This is a genomic window from Arthrobacter sp. Z5-13 (assembly GCF_056499105.1).
On record NZ_CP096460.1, the window covers coordinates 2,061,779 to 2,078,914 of the forward strand.

The 17,136-nt window shown below is 62.6% G+C and carries 14 protein-coding genes and 1 pseudogene; 6 read left to right on the forward strand and 9 right to left on the reverse strand.

Annotated features, from left to right (window positions below; genetic code table 11):
* Positions 1-97 precede the first annotated feature (97 nt).
* The 5 genes and pseudogenes from M1E02_RS09825 to M1E02_RS09845 form a co-directional block, all read left to right on the forward strand.
* A pseudogene (locus M1E02_RS09825) lies at positions 98-550 on the forward strand (SDR family NAD(P)-dependent oxidoreductase); the annotation flags it as partial.
* Positions 551-669: 119 nt separating this feature from the next.
* Positions 670-1,332 (forward strand): Rossmann-fold NAD(P)-binding domain-containing protein, encoded by a 663-nt coding sequence (locus M1E02_RS09830; protein WP_479378123.1) that lies wholly within the window; start codon positions 670-672, stop codon positions 1,330-1,332.
* 123 nt (positions 1,333-1,455) lie between these two features.
* Positions 1,456-2,217 (forward strand): glucose 1-dehydrogenase, encoded by a 762-nt coding sequence (locus M1E02_RS09835; RefSeq protein ID WP_479377840.1) that lies wholly within the window; start codon positions 1,456-1,458, stop codon positions 2,215-2,217.
* Between the two features lie 352 nt (positions 2,218-2,569).
* Positions 2,570-3,133, forward strand: a complete 564-nt coding sequence (locus M1E02_RS09840; protein ID WP_479377841.1) for a DUF6152 family protein — start codon at positions 2,570-2,572, stop codon at positions 3,131-3,133.
* Positions 3,134-3,452: 319 nt separating this feature from the next.
* Entirely contained in the window at positions 3,453-4,583 is a 1,131-nt protein-coding gene (locus tag M1E02_RS09845) for a PQQ-dependent sugar dehydrogenase (protein WP_479377842.1), read from the forward strand.
* A 101-nt stretch (positions 4,584-4,684) separates the two neighbouring features.
* Here the strand turns inward: M1E02_RS09845 and M1E02_RS09850 are convergent, their stop codons facing one another.
* From M1E02_RS09850 to M1E02_RS09860, 3 genes are read right to left on the reverse strand one after another with little or no spacing between them, the layout of a single operon-like run.
* Entirely contained in the window at positions 4,685-4,858 is a 174-nt protein-coding gene (locus M1E02_RS09850) for a hypothetical protein (RefSeq protein WP_479378124.1), read from the reverse strand.
* Positions 4,777-5,937 (reverse strand): type I phosphomannose isomerase catalytic subunit, encoded by a 1,161-nt coding sequence (locus tag M1E02_RS09855; protein WP_479377843.1) that lies wholly within the window; start codon positions 5,935-5,937, stop codon positions 4,777-4,779. The genes M1E02_RS09850 and M1E02_RS09855 overlap by 82 nt, the downstream gene beginning before the upstream one ends.
* 58 nt (positions 5,938-5,995) lie before the next feature.
* Positions 5,996-6,799 (reverse strand): substrate-binding domain-containing protein, encoded by an 804-nt coding sequence (locus M1E02_RS09860; RefSeq protein WP_479377844.1) that lies wholly within the window; start codon positions 6,797-6,799, stop codon positions 5,996-5,998.
* Between the two features lie 209 nt (positions 6,800-7,008).
* Here M1E02_RS09860 and M1E02_RS09865 point away from each other — a divergent pair, with 209 nt between their 5' ends.
* Positions 7,009-7,167 carry a hypothetical protein gene (locus tag M1E02_RS09865; protein WP_479377845.1) on the forward strand — a complete coding sequence of 53 codons (159 nt, stop codon included), beginning with the start codon at positions 7,009-7,011 and terminating at the stop codon, positions 7,165-7,167.
* Here the strand turns inward: M1E02_RS09865 and M1E02_RS09870 are convergent.
* From M1E02_RS09870 to M1E02_RS09895, 6 genes are read right to left on the reverse strand one after another with little or no spacing between them, the layout of a single operon-like run.
* A complete protein-coding gene (locus M1E02_RS09870; RefSeq protein ID WP_479377846.1) occupies positions 7,154-9,652 on the reverse strand; it encodes a beta-glucosidase in 2,499 nt (832 codons plus the stop codon). The two genes, M1E02_RS09865 and M1E02_RS09870, sit on opposite strands and share 14 nt — an antisense overlap.
* A 29-nt stretch (positions 9,653-9,681) precedes the next feature.
* Positions 9,682-11,145 carry a serine hydrolase domain-containing protein gene (locus M1E02_RS09875; RefSeq protein WP_479377847.1) on the reverse strand — a complete coding sequence of 488 codons (1,464 nt, stop codon included), beginning with the start codon at positions 11,143-11,145 and terminating at the stop codon, positions 9,682-9,684.
* Entirely contained in the window at positions 11,142-13,430 is a 2,289-nt protein-coding gene (locus tag M1E02_RS09880; protein WP_479377848.1) for an alpha-L-rhamnosidase, read from the reverse strand. Before M1E02_RS09880 ends, M1E02_RS09875 begins: the two co-directional genes overlap by 4 nt.
* Before the next feature lie 58 nt (positions 13,431-13,488).
* Positions 13,489-14,373 carry an ATP-binding cassette domain-containing protein gene (locus tag M1E02_RS09885; RefSeq protein WP_479377849.1) on the reverse strand — a complete coding sequence of 295 codons (885 nt, stop codon included), beginning with the start codon at positions 14,371-14,373 and terminating at the stop codon, positions 13,489-13,491.
* 1 nt (position 14,374) lies between these two features.
* Entirely contained in the window at positions 14,375-16,192 is a 1,818-nt protein-coding gene (locus M1E02_RS09890; protein ID WP_479377850.1) for a dipeptide/oligopeptide/nickel ABC transporter permease/ATP-binding protein, read from the reverse strand.
* Positions 16,189-17,130 (reverse strand): ABC transporter permease, encoded by a 942-nt coding sequence (locus tag M1E02_RS09895; RefSeq protein ID WP_479377851.1) that lies wholly within the window; start codon positions 17,128-17,130, stop codon positions 16,189-16,191. Before M1E02_RS09895 ends, M1E02_RS09890 begins: the two co-directional genes overlap by 4 nt.
* Positions 17,131-17,136: the final 6 nt, after the last annotated feature.

Below are 17,136 nucleotides of genomic sequence, written 5' to 3' on the forward strand. Positions count from 1 at the left end.
GCAGGTCTACGCCGAGCTGCACCCCATATGAGTGCAGCCTTTATGCCCCGATCACCCGGACATTCCGTCCTGCCGCCGTGGAAGTAGAAGGAACACCATGAAGACAACCATCGCGATCATCGGTGCCGGACCCGGCCTTGGACTCGCCTCCGCCCGGCGCTTCGGCGCTGAAGGTTTCAATGTCGCACTTCTTTCCCGAATCCAGGAGCACGTGGATTCGCTCGCCTCGGAGTTGGCCGACGCCGGAATAACCGTCGGCGGTTACGCCGCCGACGTCTGTGATGCTGAGTCGCTCAACTCCGCCCTTGCCAGGGTGGCCGAGGAACTGGGAGTCGTCCAAGTCCTCCAGTACAGCCCGGTGCCATCCAAGGAGTACCTGCAACCTGTTCTTGAAACGACGAGGGAAGAACCGCACTCGGCGCTCGAATTCTCCACGCTGGGAGCCGCCGATGCCGTCAGTGCGGTACTTCCCGGCATGCGGTCCCTTGGCCGCGGAACCGCCCCGTTCGTCAACGGCTCCAGCGCGGTGCGGCCCAACCACACCTACGCTGGCACGTCTGCCGCGTTCGCCGCCGAATCCGCGTACACCCAGATGCTCCACGACGCTCTGGTTCCGGTATCCTCCTTACCGGTTCCAGCGACGGTCTCGGCCGCGCGGCGGCCGCAGCGCTGCTCACCGACGGTCATGCTGTCGTCGTCCATGCCCGCTCGGGGGAACGGCTGGAGGACAGAAAGGACCTCCTCGACCGCGGCGCACAGGCCGTCGTTGGCGACCTCTCGAGGCTTGATGAGATGCACGGCCCCTGGGAGCAGGCAAATGCGTTGGGGCGGTTCGACGCCGTGATCCACAACGCTGGAGTCATCGGTGCGTGGTCCCTGCTGCCTGTGAACGTGGTCACTCCCTTCGTCCTCACCGCGGAAATGGGACGACCTGACCGGCTGATCTACCTCAGCAGCAGGATGCACCATGGCGGACGTACGGACCTGGACGGAGTGGACTGGAGCGGAGGACACCAGACGCATTCGTACTCGGACAGCAAGCTGTTCGTCAATGCTCTGGCGGCTGCAGTTGCCAGGCTGTGGCCGGACGTGAGTGCGAACGCCGTCGATCCCGGGTGGGTGCCGACCCGGATGGGCGGCCGCAACGCGGGCGACGACCTTCGGCTCGGTCACGTGACGCAGGCCTGGCTCGCTGCATGCGAGGAAGCCCAAGGACTCGGGCGCGGCCGCTACTGGCACCACCAGAGAACCCAACACCCCATCAGGTGGTACGTGATGAGCGCTTCCAGGCGGCGGTCCTCGACTCGCTGGCTGACTACACGGGAAGCGTGATCCACGGAGGACCGAAATGAGGACATGGCCCCAGGGGCCGAGCGGATCGCTGCGAGTGATGACCTCCATATTTGCATCGAGGATGAGAAACCCGTACTAGGCGGATAGAAAAGGAACGATGAAATGGTCAGCTATGACTTCAACGGCAAGGTCGCCTTCGTCACCGGCGCAAGCGCAGGGATGGGCGCAGCGACGGCGTGTGCCTTCGCGGAGGCAGGCGCCGCCGTCGCAATTGTCGATCTCGACGGCGCGGCGGCGGAGCGCTTCGCGGCTGAATTGAACGCCGCGGGGCACAGTGCCCTCGCCGTACAGTGTGATGTGTCCGATGAGGCGCAGGTGGAAAGCGCTGTCGCCCGTACCGTCGAGGCCTTCGGCAGCCTCGACATGGCGTTCAACAATGCGGGCATCATGCTTCCGCCCGTGGATTCTGCATATGAGTCGGCAGAGGCTTTTGACAAGATCGTAGCGGTCAACCTGCGCGGCGTGTGGGCGTCGATGAAGCACGAGTTGGCGCAGATGAGGAAGCAGGGGTCCGGTGCGATCGTGAATTGTTCGTCGCTCGGAGGGCTCGTCGGCGGCAACGGGCGCGCAACTTACCATGCGACCAAGCATGGAGTGATCGGGCAGGCCAAAAGCGTGGCGCTGCAGTACGCACCCCTGGGAGTGCGGGTGAACGCCGTCTGCCCCGGAACCATTGACACCCCGATGGTGGCGCGGATGACAGCCCGTGGCGAGCTGGATCCCGGCGCCTCGCTCGCGTCCATCCCGCTGGGCCGGCTCGGCCGGCCCGAGGAGATCGCCGCTGCTGTGGTGTGGCTCTGCAGTGATGCCGCCAGTTACGTCACCGGTGTTGCGCTTCCGGTCGACGGCGGGTTCACCGCCTAGGTCTCCGTATTGCCGTAATTCTCTTCCGTTGCAACCAGCCAGCTATCGAACTTTCTGATGCCTTCCGGCTTCCACCACATCGAGGCAGTGCATTCGCACCCGCGGGGACGACGAAGCATCGGCGCGGCTGCGCCTACTGAGAGACCTTTAAGAGTCCTTCTACAGTGGGAGGCCCTGCCGTGTTCTGACAGGGTCTCCCTGTTTCTCATGAGATGGGATTTCATGGGTTGCGGACCCCAGCTCTTTTGAAAAGGATCAACTCAACATGCGCTTCATTACAAGCACCGCACGACAGTCTCGCGCCGGCACCCGTCGCGTGAAGCTGGCCGCCGCCTCCGTCATTTTCGCGGCGATGTTCACAGCTTTCCACGCTAGCGCCGCGCAGGCCCATCACGGTTTTGACGACTTCGACACCGACCGTCTTTACTACATCTCGGGCACCGTCTCGCAGGTCCGCTGGGGTGAGCCGCACTCCTACTTCTCTGTGACGCTCGACAGCCAGCTCCCCGCCGACACGCCTGAATTGGCGTTGCCTGAGCAGCTGCAGGCCCCCGAGGACAGTGGGCCAATCAGTGATGCTCCGTCGTCCCCTGGCTCCGATGACGTGCTGGAGGTGGTCATCGCGCCGCCGAGTTTCACGGGGAGGTGGGGCCTCGACCGTCCTCTTGTCGACGGTGAGCGAGTCGAGGCAGTCGGCTACATCGGCGCGAGTCACGACGATGAGTTTCGTCCGGTCGTGTTCTGGTTCGAGGACGGACAGCCGGTCAATCAGGTGCTCGGAAGTGAATTGCCGGCGAGGCCGCTGCCGGTTCCGTATCCCGCTCACGACGAGCTTGCCGCCGACGCCGACCAGGATGCCCCCGGCGCTGCAGAGGACTCCCACAGCACGTCTCCGATCGCGGTGTGGGCCGGCTGACCGTGGCAGCGCTCCGGGGAGGCTTGGCCTCATTCTGATCGCGGGCCTAAATATCCTGGTCTTCCATCGCCGCACCTACCGGAACGCGGCCGACTGGGACATAGGCGAACCGTCGCCTGACGCCGCTCGGATCGCTGCAGTCATCTCCTTCGTATCGTGGTCAGGCGTCACGGTCGCGGGGATACTCCTGGCCTACACCTGAGATGCGCCGGAGAAGGTCGCCGTGCCGGGCGCCCACAGCATTACCCCTGTAACCAACAAACCAAGCGCCTGCTCCCGCAGAAGCAACGGCCGTCAACAAGCTATTCAGGAGAAAACAATGAACGCCATCCGTACGTCGGCCCTGCTGGCAGCCACCCTCGCAGCCAGCCTGGGGCTGGCATCCTGCACTTCCACACCGCCGGAAGCATCCCCGGCACCGGGTACGGCGTCGGTTCAGTCCCCTTCGCCGTCCTCATCCGGGCTGGCGACAGTGGAGAACGCCACCCCGGCTAGCACGCCGCAAGTCGTGGCCAGCGGACTGGAGGCGCCCTGGTCCGTGGTGTTCCGCAACGGCACGCCCCTGCTCAGCGAGCGGGACAGCGGGCGAATCCTCGAACTCGGCGACGACGGCACCGCTCGCACCGTGGGAACCATTTCGGGCGTAGCGGGCACAGGCGAGGGCGGGTTGCTGGGCTTGGAAGCGGACAGCCAAGGCCGCCTGTATGTATACTCGACGGGCTCTGACGGAAACCGGCTCCAGCGCTTCAACGTCACGGGAGAATCAGGGTCCCTGGCGCTCGGAGAGCCCGAAACGCTCCTCGACGGGATCGCCTCGGCGAGCTATCACGACGGCGGGAGGATCGCCTTCGGTCCCGACGGCATGCTCTACGTCGCGATCGGCGACGCTGGCAATCGCGGCAGTTCCCAGGACCTCGATTCCCTGAACGGGAAGATCCTGCGAATGACCCCAGACGGGGACGTCCCCGATGACAACCCCTTCCCGGATTCACTCGTTTACAGCTACGGGCACCGAAACCCCCAAGGTCTGGCCTGGGCGCAGGACGGCAGCATGTTCGCTACCGAGTTCGGGCAAAACACCTGGGACGAGCTGAACATCATCACTGCGGGCGCCAACTACGGTTGGCCGGCTGCGGAAGGAATCGCCAATGCTGAAGGCTTCACCGACCCGGTACAGCAATGGGGGCCAGCCGAGGCCAGCCCCAGCGGCATGACCCACATAGACGGGACCCTGTTCATCGCTAACTTGCGTGGACAGGTCCTCCGGGCCGTTCCCGTCGCCGATCCCACCACCTCGACCATGTACTACAGCGGCGAATTTGGCCGCATCCGCGATGTCATTCAGGCCCCGGACGGTAAGCTCTGGTTCGTCACAAACAACACCGACGGCCGGGGTGCAGCGGGACCCGACGACGACCGCATCGTGAGTGTCGAGTTGTCCCGGGAGTGACTTGAGCGGCGCGGATGACGCGTATAATTCGGGAAGTGAATCACTCCAAGAAGGCCTAGTTTACTTACGATGTCGCCGGAATTTGGCTGCCATGAAGGCATTTAGCGGCGTTTGCCCTCTGTCATCGAAGGTGCGGTTACGGCGAACGCAAGCGCAGCTGCCCGGTCGGGGTCTGTTCCCTCGTTTCGCACAGTCACGGGCGCTTCGTCTGCCGGGACAAAGGCGCTCTCACCACGGTGCAGGGTAAGTGTGTGGTGCCTTGACTGCAGAGTGATGCCACCCGCGACCGCAAGCACAATTGCAGGCCGTTTTGGACCAGTGGCATGCCGGCGTCGGCTGCCTCCAGCTTGAGGCGTTGGAGCTTGAACTCTTCAAACGGCGGGCAGTACAGCTCCGGCCCATCCATCAGTTGGGCCGTTAGCGAGGGCGGGTCAATGGGTTCGAAAACGATGGTCTTCAGCAGTTCCGGGATATCCACATGCTTAGGGGTAAGGCCTCCTCTGAGCACGTTGTCGGACGAAGCCATGACCTCGATGCCCAGGCCCTTCAGGTAGGCACGGATGTTGCCCGCGGGCAGGTAGAGCGACTCCCGGGGATTGAGAACCACCCGGTTCAGCAGCAGTGCCACCAAACACCCGGGGTCGCCGGGATACTGATGGTGAAGTTCGGTAACAGTCTGAAGGTCCACTGCCACGGAGGATCCTGGAATATCCAACACGGCGAGCAACCCCAGGGCAGGTGACACCAAAGCGGCCTCCGAGAAGAGCCCGGAAAAGGCGCCCCGCAATCCGTCGCCGGCCGGGCTTTCCCGCAACGTGGCGGCAACGCCTGCTAGCAGCAGGGCCTCGGTGGAACGTTCCGGCAGAAGCTGGGACAGCTGCTGGACCTCGGCGGACTCCGCGACAGGGCGGAATCCGCACAGTGTGCCTCGAACCGTGTGAGGGCGAAGATCATTTCGGGTTTGTGGTTTGCGTCCTTGTAGTTCGGGTGAGGCGCGTCCGAGGGGACGCCGCAGGTGTTTCCGCTGCATTACCTGCCACCGCCTGTTCCAGGCTCGGGCGTACCTGGAGTGAAAGGGCGAGTCTGCAGCCAGGACTTTCATCAGGTACGGAAGCCGGCCGCCGAAACGCCGGTCCACATCCCTACCCAGCATCCGCCCCGGACCCAAGTCGATGAGGCGGTCCAGGCGGACACTCTCCCCGTGCGCAGTCACGGCCATTGAGGGGCAGTCCGGATGGGCGCCGATCCACAGTTCAGCCGCAGGCTCACCGGAGGGTTCGCGCCCGAAGAGCTCAGCGATCGCCGAGGTGGATCCCCAGGTGTAGGTGCGGATCGAGTTCTGGAGAAGCTGCATGCGTGCTCGTTTCTTTGACAGGCCGAGGAGGCCGGGCCAGATGTCTGCCAGGAAGAGGTCAGGCGTGGCTAACGGACAGATGTGATGTCCGGAGTTTCAGGGCCGTGGGAATTTCTATGGTCTCGAAGTCTTTCGGCTGCTGGTGATCCGCCAGCCGCGCCAGCGCAAGTTCGGCCGCGGCCGCCCCCAACTGCACAGGGTCGTGCGCGACTACGGTGATGCCGAGGGCATCGGCGAGTTCGAAGTCATCGAAGCCGACCATCGAAATCGGGGAGTTCGCCTCTCGAAGTGCAGTGTAGACACCGATGGCGGCCCGGTTGTTGGCGGCGAAGATGGCAGTGGGTATGGGGTCCAGCGTCAGTAACTGCCGTGTTGCTGCTGCTGTCGAGTCGACTGTGGGGGCACCTGTCCGTTCCAATGCGGCGTCCCATTCGATGTCTGCCTGCTCTAAGGCGTGGCGGTAACCGGAGACGCGTTCGCCATGCGTGTAGAGCTCTGCGGAGCTGCCGACAAATCCAATGCGTCGGTGTCCGCTGTCGACGAGGAGGCGGACTGCCTCGGGCGCCCCTTGCCGGTTGCTGAAAACCACGGCATCGCTACCCGCGTTGTTGAGCGGCCTATCCACGGCAACCACTGGAACATCGGCCGGGTTCGCAGCCTGAAGGTAGGCATGGTCTCTGGAAATGGGCACCATCAGCAACGCCAGGACGCCCCGTTCCAGCATTGACTGGACCACGGATGGTTCCTGGCGCGACTCGTCATCCGTGGCGGCCAGCAGCATTGTCAGTCCTGCTTGTGAGAGGACGCGCTCAACCCCGGAGGCCACTTTGGAGTAGAACGGGTTGCCCAGATCGCCGATCACAAAACCGGCCGTCGTCGGGATCCCTCCCGCGCGCAGTTCGCGGGTGCGTTGGTCCCTACGACGATGACGCTCTGCTCTCCAAGGGCAGCAAAGACTGCTTCCGTGAGGCGTTCTGCAGCGCGCGGCGCGTGTTTCTTCAGGCGTGCCCGTGCATGTCCGCGGCCGACCGTCTGGAGCGCCGCCGGTGTGGGATAACGGATGAACACCCCATGGGCGCCATTCCGGCAGTGTGTACCCTGGACTCCTCCCTGACCGTCACCAACAACATCACGAAAGTTGTAATGATGAGCCCATTCCGCCGCCACATCAGCGCGATGGTCGAGGGAACACCGGCATTCAGGCTGGACGCCGAGATTAAACCAGCGTGAGTTTTGCTTCGCCGGGCAGGTTGTTGACGGAGAATCCTGCGTGAAGGCGGTAGCTCCCTGCCTCGTACGTCCAGCCGTTGTTCCAAAATGCGAGGAGGCGGGTTGGTACCTTCAGCACAGTGCTGACGGTTTCGCCCGCACCGGCCCATACTGGTGCTGATGTGACGAGCCAGCGGACAGGGCGATCCACAGCGGAGTCGCTCTTCTCGGCATAGATCTGGATGACCTGTTTTCCTGACTTGGCGCCAGTGTTGGTCACGGTGACGCTCACGGGCACGACGGCCCCGGTAGCCGTGGTGGGCGAGACGTCCACAGACCCAAGCTTCCACTCCGTGTACCCCAGTCCGAAGCCAAATTCATAGGCAGGTTGAGCATCCGCCTTCAGCCAAGCCCGGTAGCCGATGTGGATTCCTTCGTCGTAGCTCAGGGTTCCGCCGGCGTCGGGGGTAACGTTAATGACGGGCACGTCCTCCAGACGAGCGGGCCAGGTGGTAGGCAGCCGGCCGCCGGGTTCGGTTGCTCCAGTGAGAATGTCTGCGAGGGCATTGCCGAATTCCTGGCCGCCGAAGTAGCCGATGAGGATGGCGGAAGCCTCATGGCGCCACGGCAGGAGGACCGGGGAGCCGGCGTTGACGACCACAATGGTCCGAGGATTGGCCGCGGCTACGGCGGATACCAGCCGGTCCTGCAGGCCCGGTAGTTCCAGGGAGGTCCGGTCGTAGCCTTCCGATTCAACCCTTGAGTTGGTACCTACCACGACGACGGCGACGTCGGCCGCGCGCGCAGCTTCAACAGCGTCAGCGATCAACGCTTCCGGGTCAGAGTCGCCGGGTTCCACCCCGATGGTCACTCCCAGTACGTTCCCAAGGCCCTCATCACTACCGCCGTTGATATCGAGCTCGACCAGTATCTCGATCGGGATGCCGGCGCTGACAGGAACGCGGACAGAGGCCGACGGCGGGGCCAGCAAAGCTGCGGCAATGTCGCTGCTTTCAGGGGCTATGGTGAGATCGCCGGCCAGAACGCCGTCGACCCTAATCCGGCAATGGCCTACGGTCGCGACGCCCAACTTTATGGTGCCGGTCTCATTCGGGGTGTAGATCGTGTGGAACTGCACCATGGAGGAGGCCGCGATCGGGGCATCCCCGCCGAACCAAACGAGGGCTGTCGAGCGGCGGTCCTCGGCGAACAGCTCGACCCCCTGGGAGTCCAGGAAGCGCGCACGCAACCCTGCATCCCCGGTCTCGGGATTCCTGAGCTGGTCCAGGGGCAGCTCGGCGATGCCTTCCTGGGTCACGGTGCCCACGCTGTAGCTGACCTTGTCCGCGCCGAACGCCTCACGGATTCCGTCCAGCGGACTGACGATTTTCTCCGGGATCACGGTGGCGGAGCCGCCGCCCTGGGTACGGGCATATCGGGCATTGTGGCCGATCACCGCGATGCGGGATACGGAAGTAGCAGCGAGCGGCAACGCGCCGTCGTTCTTCACCATCACGGTGCCCGCGGCGGAGGCCTCCCGGGCAAAAGCAAGGGGATCTTCATAATCTACGGGTTCGGCATGGACGGGTTCGAAGTCTTTCAGCGCCCCTACGCGGGCTGCGAGCTGGAGGATCCGCAGGACCTTACGGTCGATACTGGATTCGGCAACGTCCCCGGCACGGACTGATGCCACAAGAGCCTCGCCCCACGGCCCGTCCGGACCCGGCATGGCCAGGTCCTGGGAGAAGTTGGCGCTTTTGACGCTTCGCACTGCCGTCCAGTCACTGATGACGACGCCGTCGAAGCCCCATTCGCTGTTAAGCGGGGTTTCAAGGAGCTCATTCTCAGTGGCGGTGGCGCCGTTGATCGAGTTGTAAGCACTCATCACCAGCCAGGCCTTGGTCTCCACGACGGCCTTCTCGAATGCCAGTAGGTATAGCTCCCGTAGTGCTCGCTCTCCGATTCTGACGTCCACGGTAAAGCGGTCCGTCTCGGAGTCGTTGGCTATATAGTGCTTGAGGGTGGCTCCTACTCCATTGCGCTGGACGCCCGAGACGTAGGCTGCCGCGAGTTCCGCCGTGAGTACGGGATCTTCGCTGAAGGCCTCGAAGTGACGACCGCCGAGCGGCGAACGGTGCAGGTTGATGGTAGGGCCAAGGACAACGTCCACGCCTTTGCGTCGGGCTTCCGCTGCAGACGCCGCACCAAGCCGTTCCGCGATGGCCGGGTCCCAGCTGGAGCTGATGGCAGTTGCGGAGGGAAAACTTACCGATGGCTGGCGTTCATCCCAGACTTCACCCCGGACTCCTGATGGGCCGTCAGAAACGAGGATGGGCCGGAGTCCGATCTTCTCCAGCGGCCAGGTAGTCCAGAAATCCCGGCCCGTCAGCAGTTGTACCTTATCCTCGAGCGTCAGCTGACCGAGAAGCTGTCCCAGGGCCTGATCGGTGGAGCGCCCGTCGGTAGGGTTGATTTCCAAGATTGTTTCCTTGTCTGGGTTGGCCATTTTCGTTGCTCGCGGCGATGGACCGGGAACTACCTGTTAAGTGCCTGATTCAGTGGTGGTGGTGCACGCAGTTTGTGGATGTTTTGGGTTCCAAGCGGTTCAGTCTTCCAAGACACTGATACGTGGTCCGGCAGTTGGCACGTCACTTGCAGACGGTGTGGTGTTTCCGGGAATATGATGTCGAACTGTAGGACGCCGTCGTCGCACCAACCCCCTGAAACCGCAACAGGAGCCGAGGCTCCGTCCAGATCTGCCGGCGTCGGGAACCTCCAGCTGACCTGCAGCGCTACTTCGTGACTGATCGTTTGGTCTCCTGCCGGACCGCCGGTGAATCTCACCTTCCAGGAGGTTCCTTGGTGTCCCACGCGTACTTCAGTCAGTGGGCCGTCTCCGGCCGGGCTGCCGATGAAATGTTTCCACTCCGCCGCTGTCCGAAGGGGTGGGTGGTCGCTTCTTGTCAATGGGGGCACCGTGAGGTGGCTTAGCCGGCGAAGCAGGAGGTCATCAGCCGCGGCTTCTGCTAGAACGTCGTGCTCCATGGCCGGCAACAGATGTTGCCATACGGCATCCAGGATTTTCTGCATGTCGTGGGTTGCTGCCGTGATCGCCAGTACCGCATCGTGTTCGGGCAGTATGATGCAGAACTGGCCGTAAGCGCCGTCGCCGCGGTATCCGTGCCGGGAGTTCCAGAACTGAAATCCGTACCCCTGTTGCCAATCGGGGCTGGCCTGATCGCTGGTGTCGATCTGGGTTCGGGTTGCCTCCCTTATCCATTCGGGGGGCAGAAGCTGTTGGCCGTTCCACAACCCCTCCTGCAGATAGAGCTGACCTAGTCGGGCTACGGCATCCGTTGTGGCGTGCAGGCCTGAGTAGCCCAACTCCTGCCCTGTGTCATCGCATTCCCATCCGACGTCGCCAATCCCAAGTGGATCAAGCAGGCGCGGACGCAAGTAGCTGGTGAGAGACTGCCCGGAAGCGCGTGCAATGAGCGCACCCAGCACGTAGGTGCAGGGCTGGTTATAGGCGAAGCGGGTTCCCGGTTCGGCGTCCGGTGGTATGAGGAGAAAACCGCGGACCAGGTCTTCAGGGTCAGCCTCGGCTGCCCGGTCGAGGGTTTCCTCTGAATGCCCACTGGCCATGGCAGCAACGTGCCGAACAAGAATCCGGCGGCTGCGGGAGTCGGTGATGTCCGGCAGCAGCTCGGGAAAATGGCTGAGGACGGTATCGTCCAGGCTTAGCAGGCCTTCGGTGAGAGCGAATCCCAAAGCGGTAGCCGTGAAGCTTTTGCTCAGGGAGTAGAGCAGTTGGGGTCCGCTCACTGTGTAGGGTGCCCACCAGCCTTCGGCGATGACCTGGCCGTGGCGAAGGACCATCAGGCTGTGCAGTTCGACGTCCGGGGCAGATCCCAGTTCGTCAAGAAAGGCCATGATGGCGGTTGCCCGTGTCCCTTGCGCGGATGGAGTGGATCGAGGAAGAGGAAAGGGCTGAGTCATCGTTCTTCCCCAGTTGTGGCCAATTGCGAGCTGCTGAAGCTGTACCAGCCGCCGGTAACTGAGTGTTGTGCCCCGTCCGGAAGTTCGACCTGTGCTGTGATCCCGTCGGGAACTGTTACCTCGACGGTCAGGATGCCTTCGGCCGTTAGTGACCATGTCGCCTCGATCAGACCGTGGGGCGTCATCAGTGATGTCGCGGCTGAGGTTATACCGCCCCCTGGGCGAGGTGCGATGCGGACTTTCGCATAGCCGGGTTCAAGGGGAGCGAGGCCTCCGATAGTTTTGTGCATCCAGTCGGCAACCGCACCCAGCGCGTAGTGGTTGAAGCTGGTCATTCCTCCGGGTTTGACCGTTCCGTCGGGCAGCATGGAGTCCCAGCGTTCCCAGATTGTCGTTGCTCCCATTTTGACGGGGTACAGCCATGACGGACATTCTTCTTCCAGCAGCAGGCTGTATGCCGCTTCCAGGTGTCCGGTATTTGAGAGCGCCGTGGTGATGAAGGGGGTTCCGGCGAACCCGGTGGAGACGCGATAGCCGTTCTCACGGGCAAGGCCGGCCAGCCGTTGCCCGGCGAGGCGGTGTTTTTCCTCGGTATCCAGGACGTCGAAAGCGATCGCGAGGGAATAGACGGTGGCACAGTCACTGAGGATCGTGCCGTCCTCGTTGACGTAGTGCTTGTTGAAGGCGGCTTTGACCCGTTCGGCCAGGGCAGTGAAGCGGTCAGCGTCATCGTCTTTTCCGAGGATGAGCGCCGCTTGGGCTGTCATCCTTGATGTTCGGTAGAGGCAGGCAGTGGCTACGACCCCCTTGTCCGCTTTGGCGGCGTCTGGTTTGTCCGCCGGGGCATCCGGGTCAAGCCAGTCACCGAGCTGTACGGAGGCGTCCCACAGACCCGTTTCTGACAGCAGCCCTTCGACCCGGAACGTGTGCGCCGACATGGAGTCGTACTGTTGGCTCAGGACGGCCTTGTCTCCGTAGGCTTCCCAGAGCGCCCACGGCACCCAGACGGCGGCTTCGCTCCAGAGCGCAGTGGAGTCCGGGGTAGGGAAGTGCTCGGGCATCTTTTCGTACTTCAGCAGATCCGGGACTGTAAGAGGGACCAGGCCGTCGGCTGCTTTCTGTTCGGCGGCAAGGTCGAGGAGCCAATCCTGGAGGAAGTCCTTAACGTCATAGAGGAACGATGCGGTGGGGGTGAAGACTGCAATGTCCCCGGTCCACCCCAGGCGTTCATCACGTTGGGGGCAGTCGGTGGGAAGGTCGAGGAAATTCCCTCGGAGGCCCCACACCACGTTCTGGTGCAACTTGTTGAGCAGGTCATTGGAGCAGGTAAAAGTGCCTATTCGCTGTAATTTGGTGTGCACGACAACTGCTTCAAGGCTCTCGGTGGTGAGCTCGCCGGGCCAGCCTTCAACTTCTGCGTAGCGGAAGCCATGGAAGGTCTTGGTGGGTTCGTAGCGGTCCTCGTTGCCGGAAAGGATGATGGCGTCGGTCGCTTTTGCTGTACGCAGTGGCTCTGTGCCGAGTTCCCCGTCCACGAGCACTTCTGCGTGGCGGATGCTGATGGTGGTTCCCCGCTTCCCTTTGACTGTGAACCTGAGCCAGCCCACCAGATTCTGGCCAAAGTCAACCAGGGTCTTGCCTTTGGGGGACCGGTGGATCTTGACGGGTTTGAGGACCTCGTGGCGAATCACAGGGGCGGCCACCGGGTCAGTGAGCTTTGCATTGTCGAATTGCAGGGTGTGGGTTCCGAGCCATTGCGCTCCGGTAAATTGCGGCCTCAGCCAGCTGTTTTCCACCAGGCGCGCGTCTACTGTCTGCCCGTCGTACAGGTCGTTACTGAGGACCGCTGACGGTCCGGACTCCCAAGTGGTGTCAGTTGTGATGGTCTGGGTGAATCCGTCGGCATAAGTGATATCGAGTTGCGCAATAAACCCTAGTTCCTCACCGTAGAACCGGCTGCCCTGCATGAATCCAAGGCGTCCCCGGTACCAGCCGTTCCCTAGCGATGCACAAAGGACCGAGGTTTGTTCCAGTAGGGGAGTGACGTCGTAGGTGCGGTACCGCAGTCGCCATTCATATGAACTCCACCCGGGGCTGAGCACATCGGGTCCGACTGGTGTCCCGTTGAGAAAGGCTTCGAAGATGCCAAGGGCGCTGGCCCGTAGAACGGCCCGCTGCATGCTGCCGTGTCCGGCAGCCAAGGTGAATTCCTTGCGCAGGAGAGGGGCCCCGGCGAAGTCCTCATTGGGCGCGATCATGGTCGCTCTCCAAGGGAGTTGTGTCATAAGCGTTCCTAAGTTTGAAGTGCCAGTGGTGTGGAAACCGGGTGGGAGAAGGAAGAGGTCAGGCGACCCACATGTTTTCGTTGCCGCCGCCTTGCCCAATTTGCTGCCGCTGTAGGTCCAGCACCCGGTGCCTTTCGGCCCTGCGTTGTTCCTGCAATGCCGGATCTGCAACCGGGGAGGAGGTCAGGAGCCTTTGCGTGTAGGGGTGTTCGGGCGCCTCCGTGATTTGCTGCGCTGTGCCCAGTTCCACAACCTCACCGTGGAACAGTACTGCGATGCGGTGGCTCATCCTGCGAACGACGGCGAGGTCGTGGGTGATGAAGAGGTAGGCGACTCCGGTGCGTTCCTGGATGTCCAGAAAGAGATCCAGAACCCGCGCCTGGGTGGACAGGTCCAGCGCGCTGGTCGGCTCATCGCAGATGATCAGTTTCGGTGACAGCGCCAGTGCCCGGGCTATGGCGATGCGCTGGCGCTGGCCTCCCGAGAATTCCCGGGCAAGGCGCTGTCCGGCGTCGGCTGGCAGGCCCACATTGTCCAGCAACTCCCGCACGCGTTCGAGCCCAGCTTTGCGGCCCATGTCCAGCAGCGGCTCGGAGAGGATGTCCTCTATCGTCATGGCGGGATTCAACGAGGAGTATGGATCCTGGAAGACAGCCTGGATATCCCTGGCCGTCTTGCGCCGCTGGACAGGTTTCAGCCCCGTCAGGTCTCTTCCTTCGAAAAGGATCCGGCCACCTGATACCGGGGCCAGCCCCAGGGTGGCCCTGCCGATGGTGGTCTTTCCGGAACCGGATTCTCCGACCAGGCCCAGGGTTTCGCCGGGTGCTATGTCCAGCGACACACCATTGATGACCTGCACTGGCTTCTTGCGGAGTCCTTTGCGGCGGAAGTCGACCCGGAGGTCTTCGATCCGCAGAACGGAGGACGCGGCTGAGTATGTCATTTCAGGCTCCTTGGACACGGCTGGGGGTGAGTGGGGCTCGAAGCTCGGAACCGTCAAGGGTGGACCCGAGGAGCATCTTGGTGTATTCATGCCTGGGGTCGGCGAACAATTCGCGGGTGGAGTTGCTTTCAACAATCCGGCCTTGCTGCATTACACTGACCCGGTCGCAGATGTCAGCCACCACGCCAAAGTTGTGTGTCACCAGGATCATGCCCAATTGGCGCTCCCGTTGGAGTTCGCGCAGCAGTTCCAGGACTTCGGCCTGCACCGTGACATCCAAGGCAGTGGTGGGTTCGTCGGCGATGATGAATTCCGGATCCCCGGCGATGGCGCCTGCGATCAGGACACGTTGCGCCATGCCACCGGAAATCTGGTGCGGGTAGGAATGGAAGGTCCGTTCCGGATTGCTGATGCCGACCCGGGCAAGGAGTTCGATCAGTTCTGCCCGTGCCTGCTGTTTGCTGATTGTCTTCACTGCCCGCAGTCCGTACATGAGCTGGCTCCCGACAGCGAAGGCCGGATCGAGGTTGGACATGGGCTCCTGGGGAATGTAGGCGATCTTCTTCCCGCGCAGATTCTTCTGCAGCGTTCCGGATGCCAGCAGATCTTCCCCGCGGTAGAGAATCTGCCCGCCTAGCACGAGGGCTCCCTTGGGCAGGATGCCCAACACCGAGAACGCCGTCTGGGATTTGCCGGAGCCGGATTCCCCGACCAGGCCGTGGATTTCGCCCTTCTGTACGTCCAGGTTCACGCCCCGGACCACTTCCCGGACGCTGCTGGCCGAGTCGGGGTAGGCCACCACCAGGTTGCTGATGGAAAGGTGAGGAGTTTGACCCGTTTCTTTTGCAACTGCCGAAACAGCGCCGTCAGGGATCTGTAGCCGGGAGGACTCGTCACGGAGTTTCCTGATGACCGAGGGTTTCAGTTCATGGCTGCGTGAGCCCGCACCCTGCAGTCGGTCGCGGATCTCGTTGCCGAGCAGGGCGAAGGCCAGAGTGGTCAGGGCAACCAGCGATGCTGGCCAGAGAATGTTGATACCGGCGAGGTAGATTGAGTTGAATGCCTCCCGGAGCATGCCGCCCCAGGAAGGACGCGCAGGGTTTCCCAGACCAAGGAACTCCAGGCCTGCCTGGATGGCGATGCCGGCCCCCAGCACAAAAGCGCTTTGGATGATAATGGGCGCCCGGACGGCCCGCAGCACGTGACGCGAGATGATCCGCAGGTCGGTCAGTCCGGCCACCTTGGCGGCGTCAACATACAGCTCATGGCGGACATTGACGACCAGTGACCGTACCAGGCGGAAGTACGAAGGTGCGACAAGCACACCGAACACCGCCATCGCGGTCAAAGTGGAGGGGCCGATCACCGCATACAGGGCAATCAGCAGTACGATGCCGGGCAGTGCAAGGATAACGTCGGCTATCCAGCTGCTTACGGCATCAAAGATGCCGCCGTAGTAGCCTGCGATCAGACCGGCCGATACGCCCAGAACCACTGAAACCAGCAACAGCACGGCAGACCCGGCAAGCGTACTTCCGGTGGCGAACATAAGGCGGGAAAGGATGTCCCGTCCCGCCTGGTCGCCGCCGAGGATGTATTGGCTGCCAAAGGGCGGTGCGTTGGTCAGGGCCAGGTCGGTGAAGTTCGGGTCGAAGGGAGCCAGGTAAGGAGCCAGAAACCCGCAGAGGAGAATTAGCAGGATAAAGATGCTGCTGGCAAGACCCAGCGGATCCCTGAGAACCAGTTGGATTACCGACCTCTTCACAGGGACCACCCCCGTTGTAGGCGGCGGAGTTCGGGTCAGGTTTTCAACGCTCATGACAGTCTTGCCTTCGGATTGACTGCGCCATTAATCAGGTCAACGCAAAGGTTGACGATGATGACGACCAGTATGGTGAAAAGCACGCAGCCCATCACAGCGGGGATATCACCCTGGAGAGAAGCGCTGGTAGTCAGCAGACCCATTCCCGGCATGGCAAATACCTGCTCGATGATGACTACGCCGCCCATGAGGGCGATGGTCTGAAGCGACAGGATCGTCAGCCCGGGACTTGCCGCATTGCGCAAAGCATGCCTAAAGGTGATCTGCCGTTCACTGATCCCCCGGGTGCGCAGCGTACGGATGAAGTCCTGGCCCATCACATCAATCACCGCCCCCCGAAACTGCAGGGCTGCGTTCGCGACCGAACCTACGAGGACAGCCAGAACCGGCAGGGCCAAGGACCGGGCCCACCCGGCGGTGTCATAGTCGGGGGAAATATAGCCGGTCGCTGGAAAGACAGGGAAGGCCAGCGCAAACAGGAACACCAGGGCGATGGCAATAATGAAGCTCGGAACCGCCGTTCCGAGGATGCCCGTGATCTGCAGCGCGCGGTCCAGCCAGCCTCCCCTGATGGCGGCGGCCACGCCCGTCAGTACACTCAGCAGCACAGTGAAGACCAAAGAAACCAGCACCAGTGACAAGGTAACCGGGACCCGGGTCGCCATCATGCTCGTCACGGGCTCACCGCTGAAGTAGCTGGCCCCGAGGTCTCCATGAAGGAGCCCGCTCAGCCAGTGGAAGTATTGAAGCAGCACAGGTTGATCCAGGCCAAGTTCAACCACCTTGGCGGCAACCTGGCCGTCTGTGGCGTTCTGGCCCAGGATGTTTCGGGCGATGGCCGGCCCGCCGTTGAAGATCAGCATGAATGCTACGGCGGTGACGACGACGGTCAGGATCAGGCCTGAGACGACTTTTCGTGCGAGGAAGGTCAGCATTTTTTG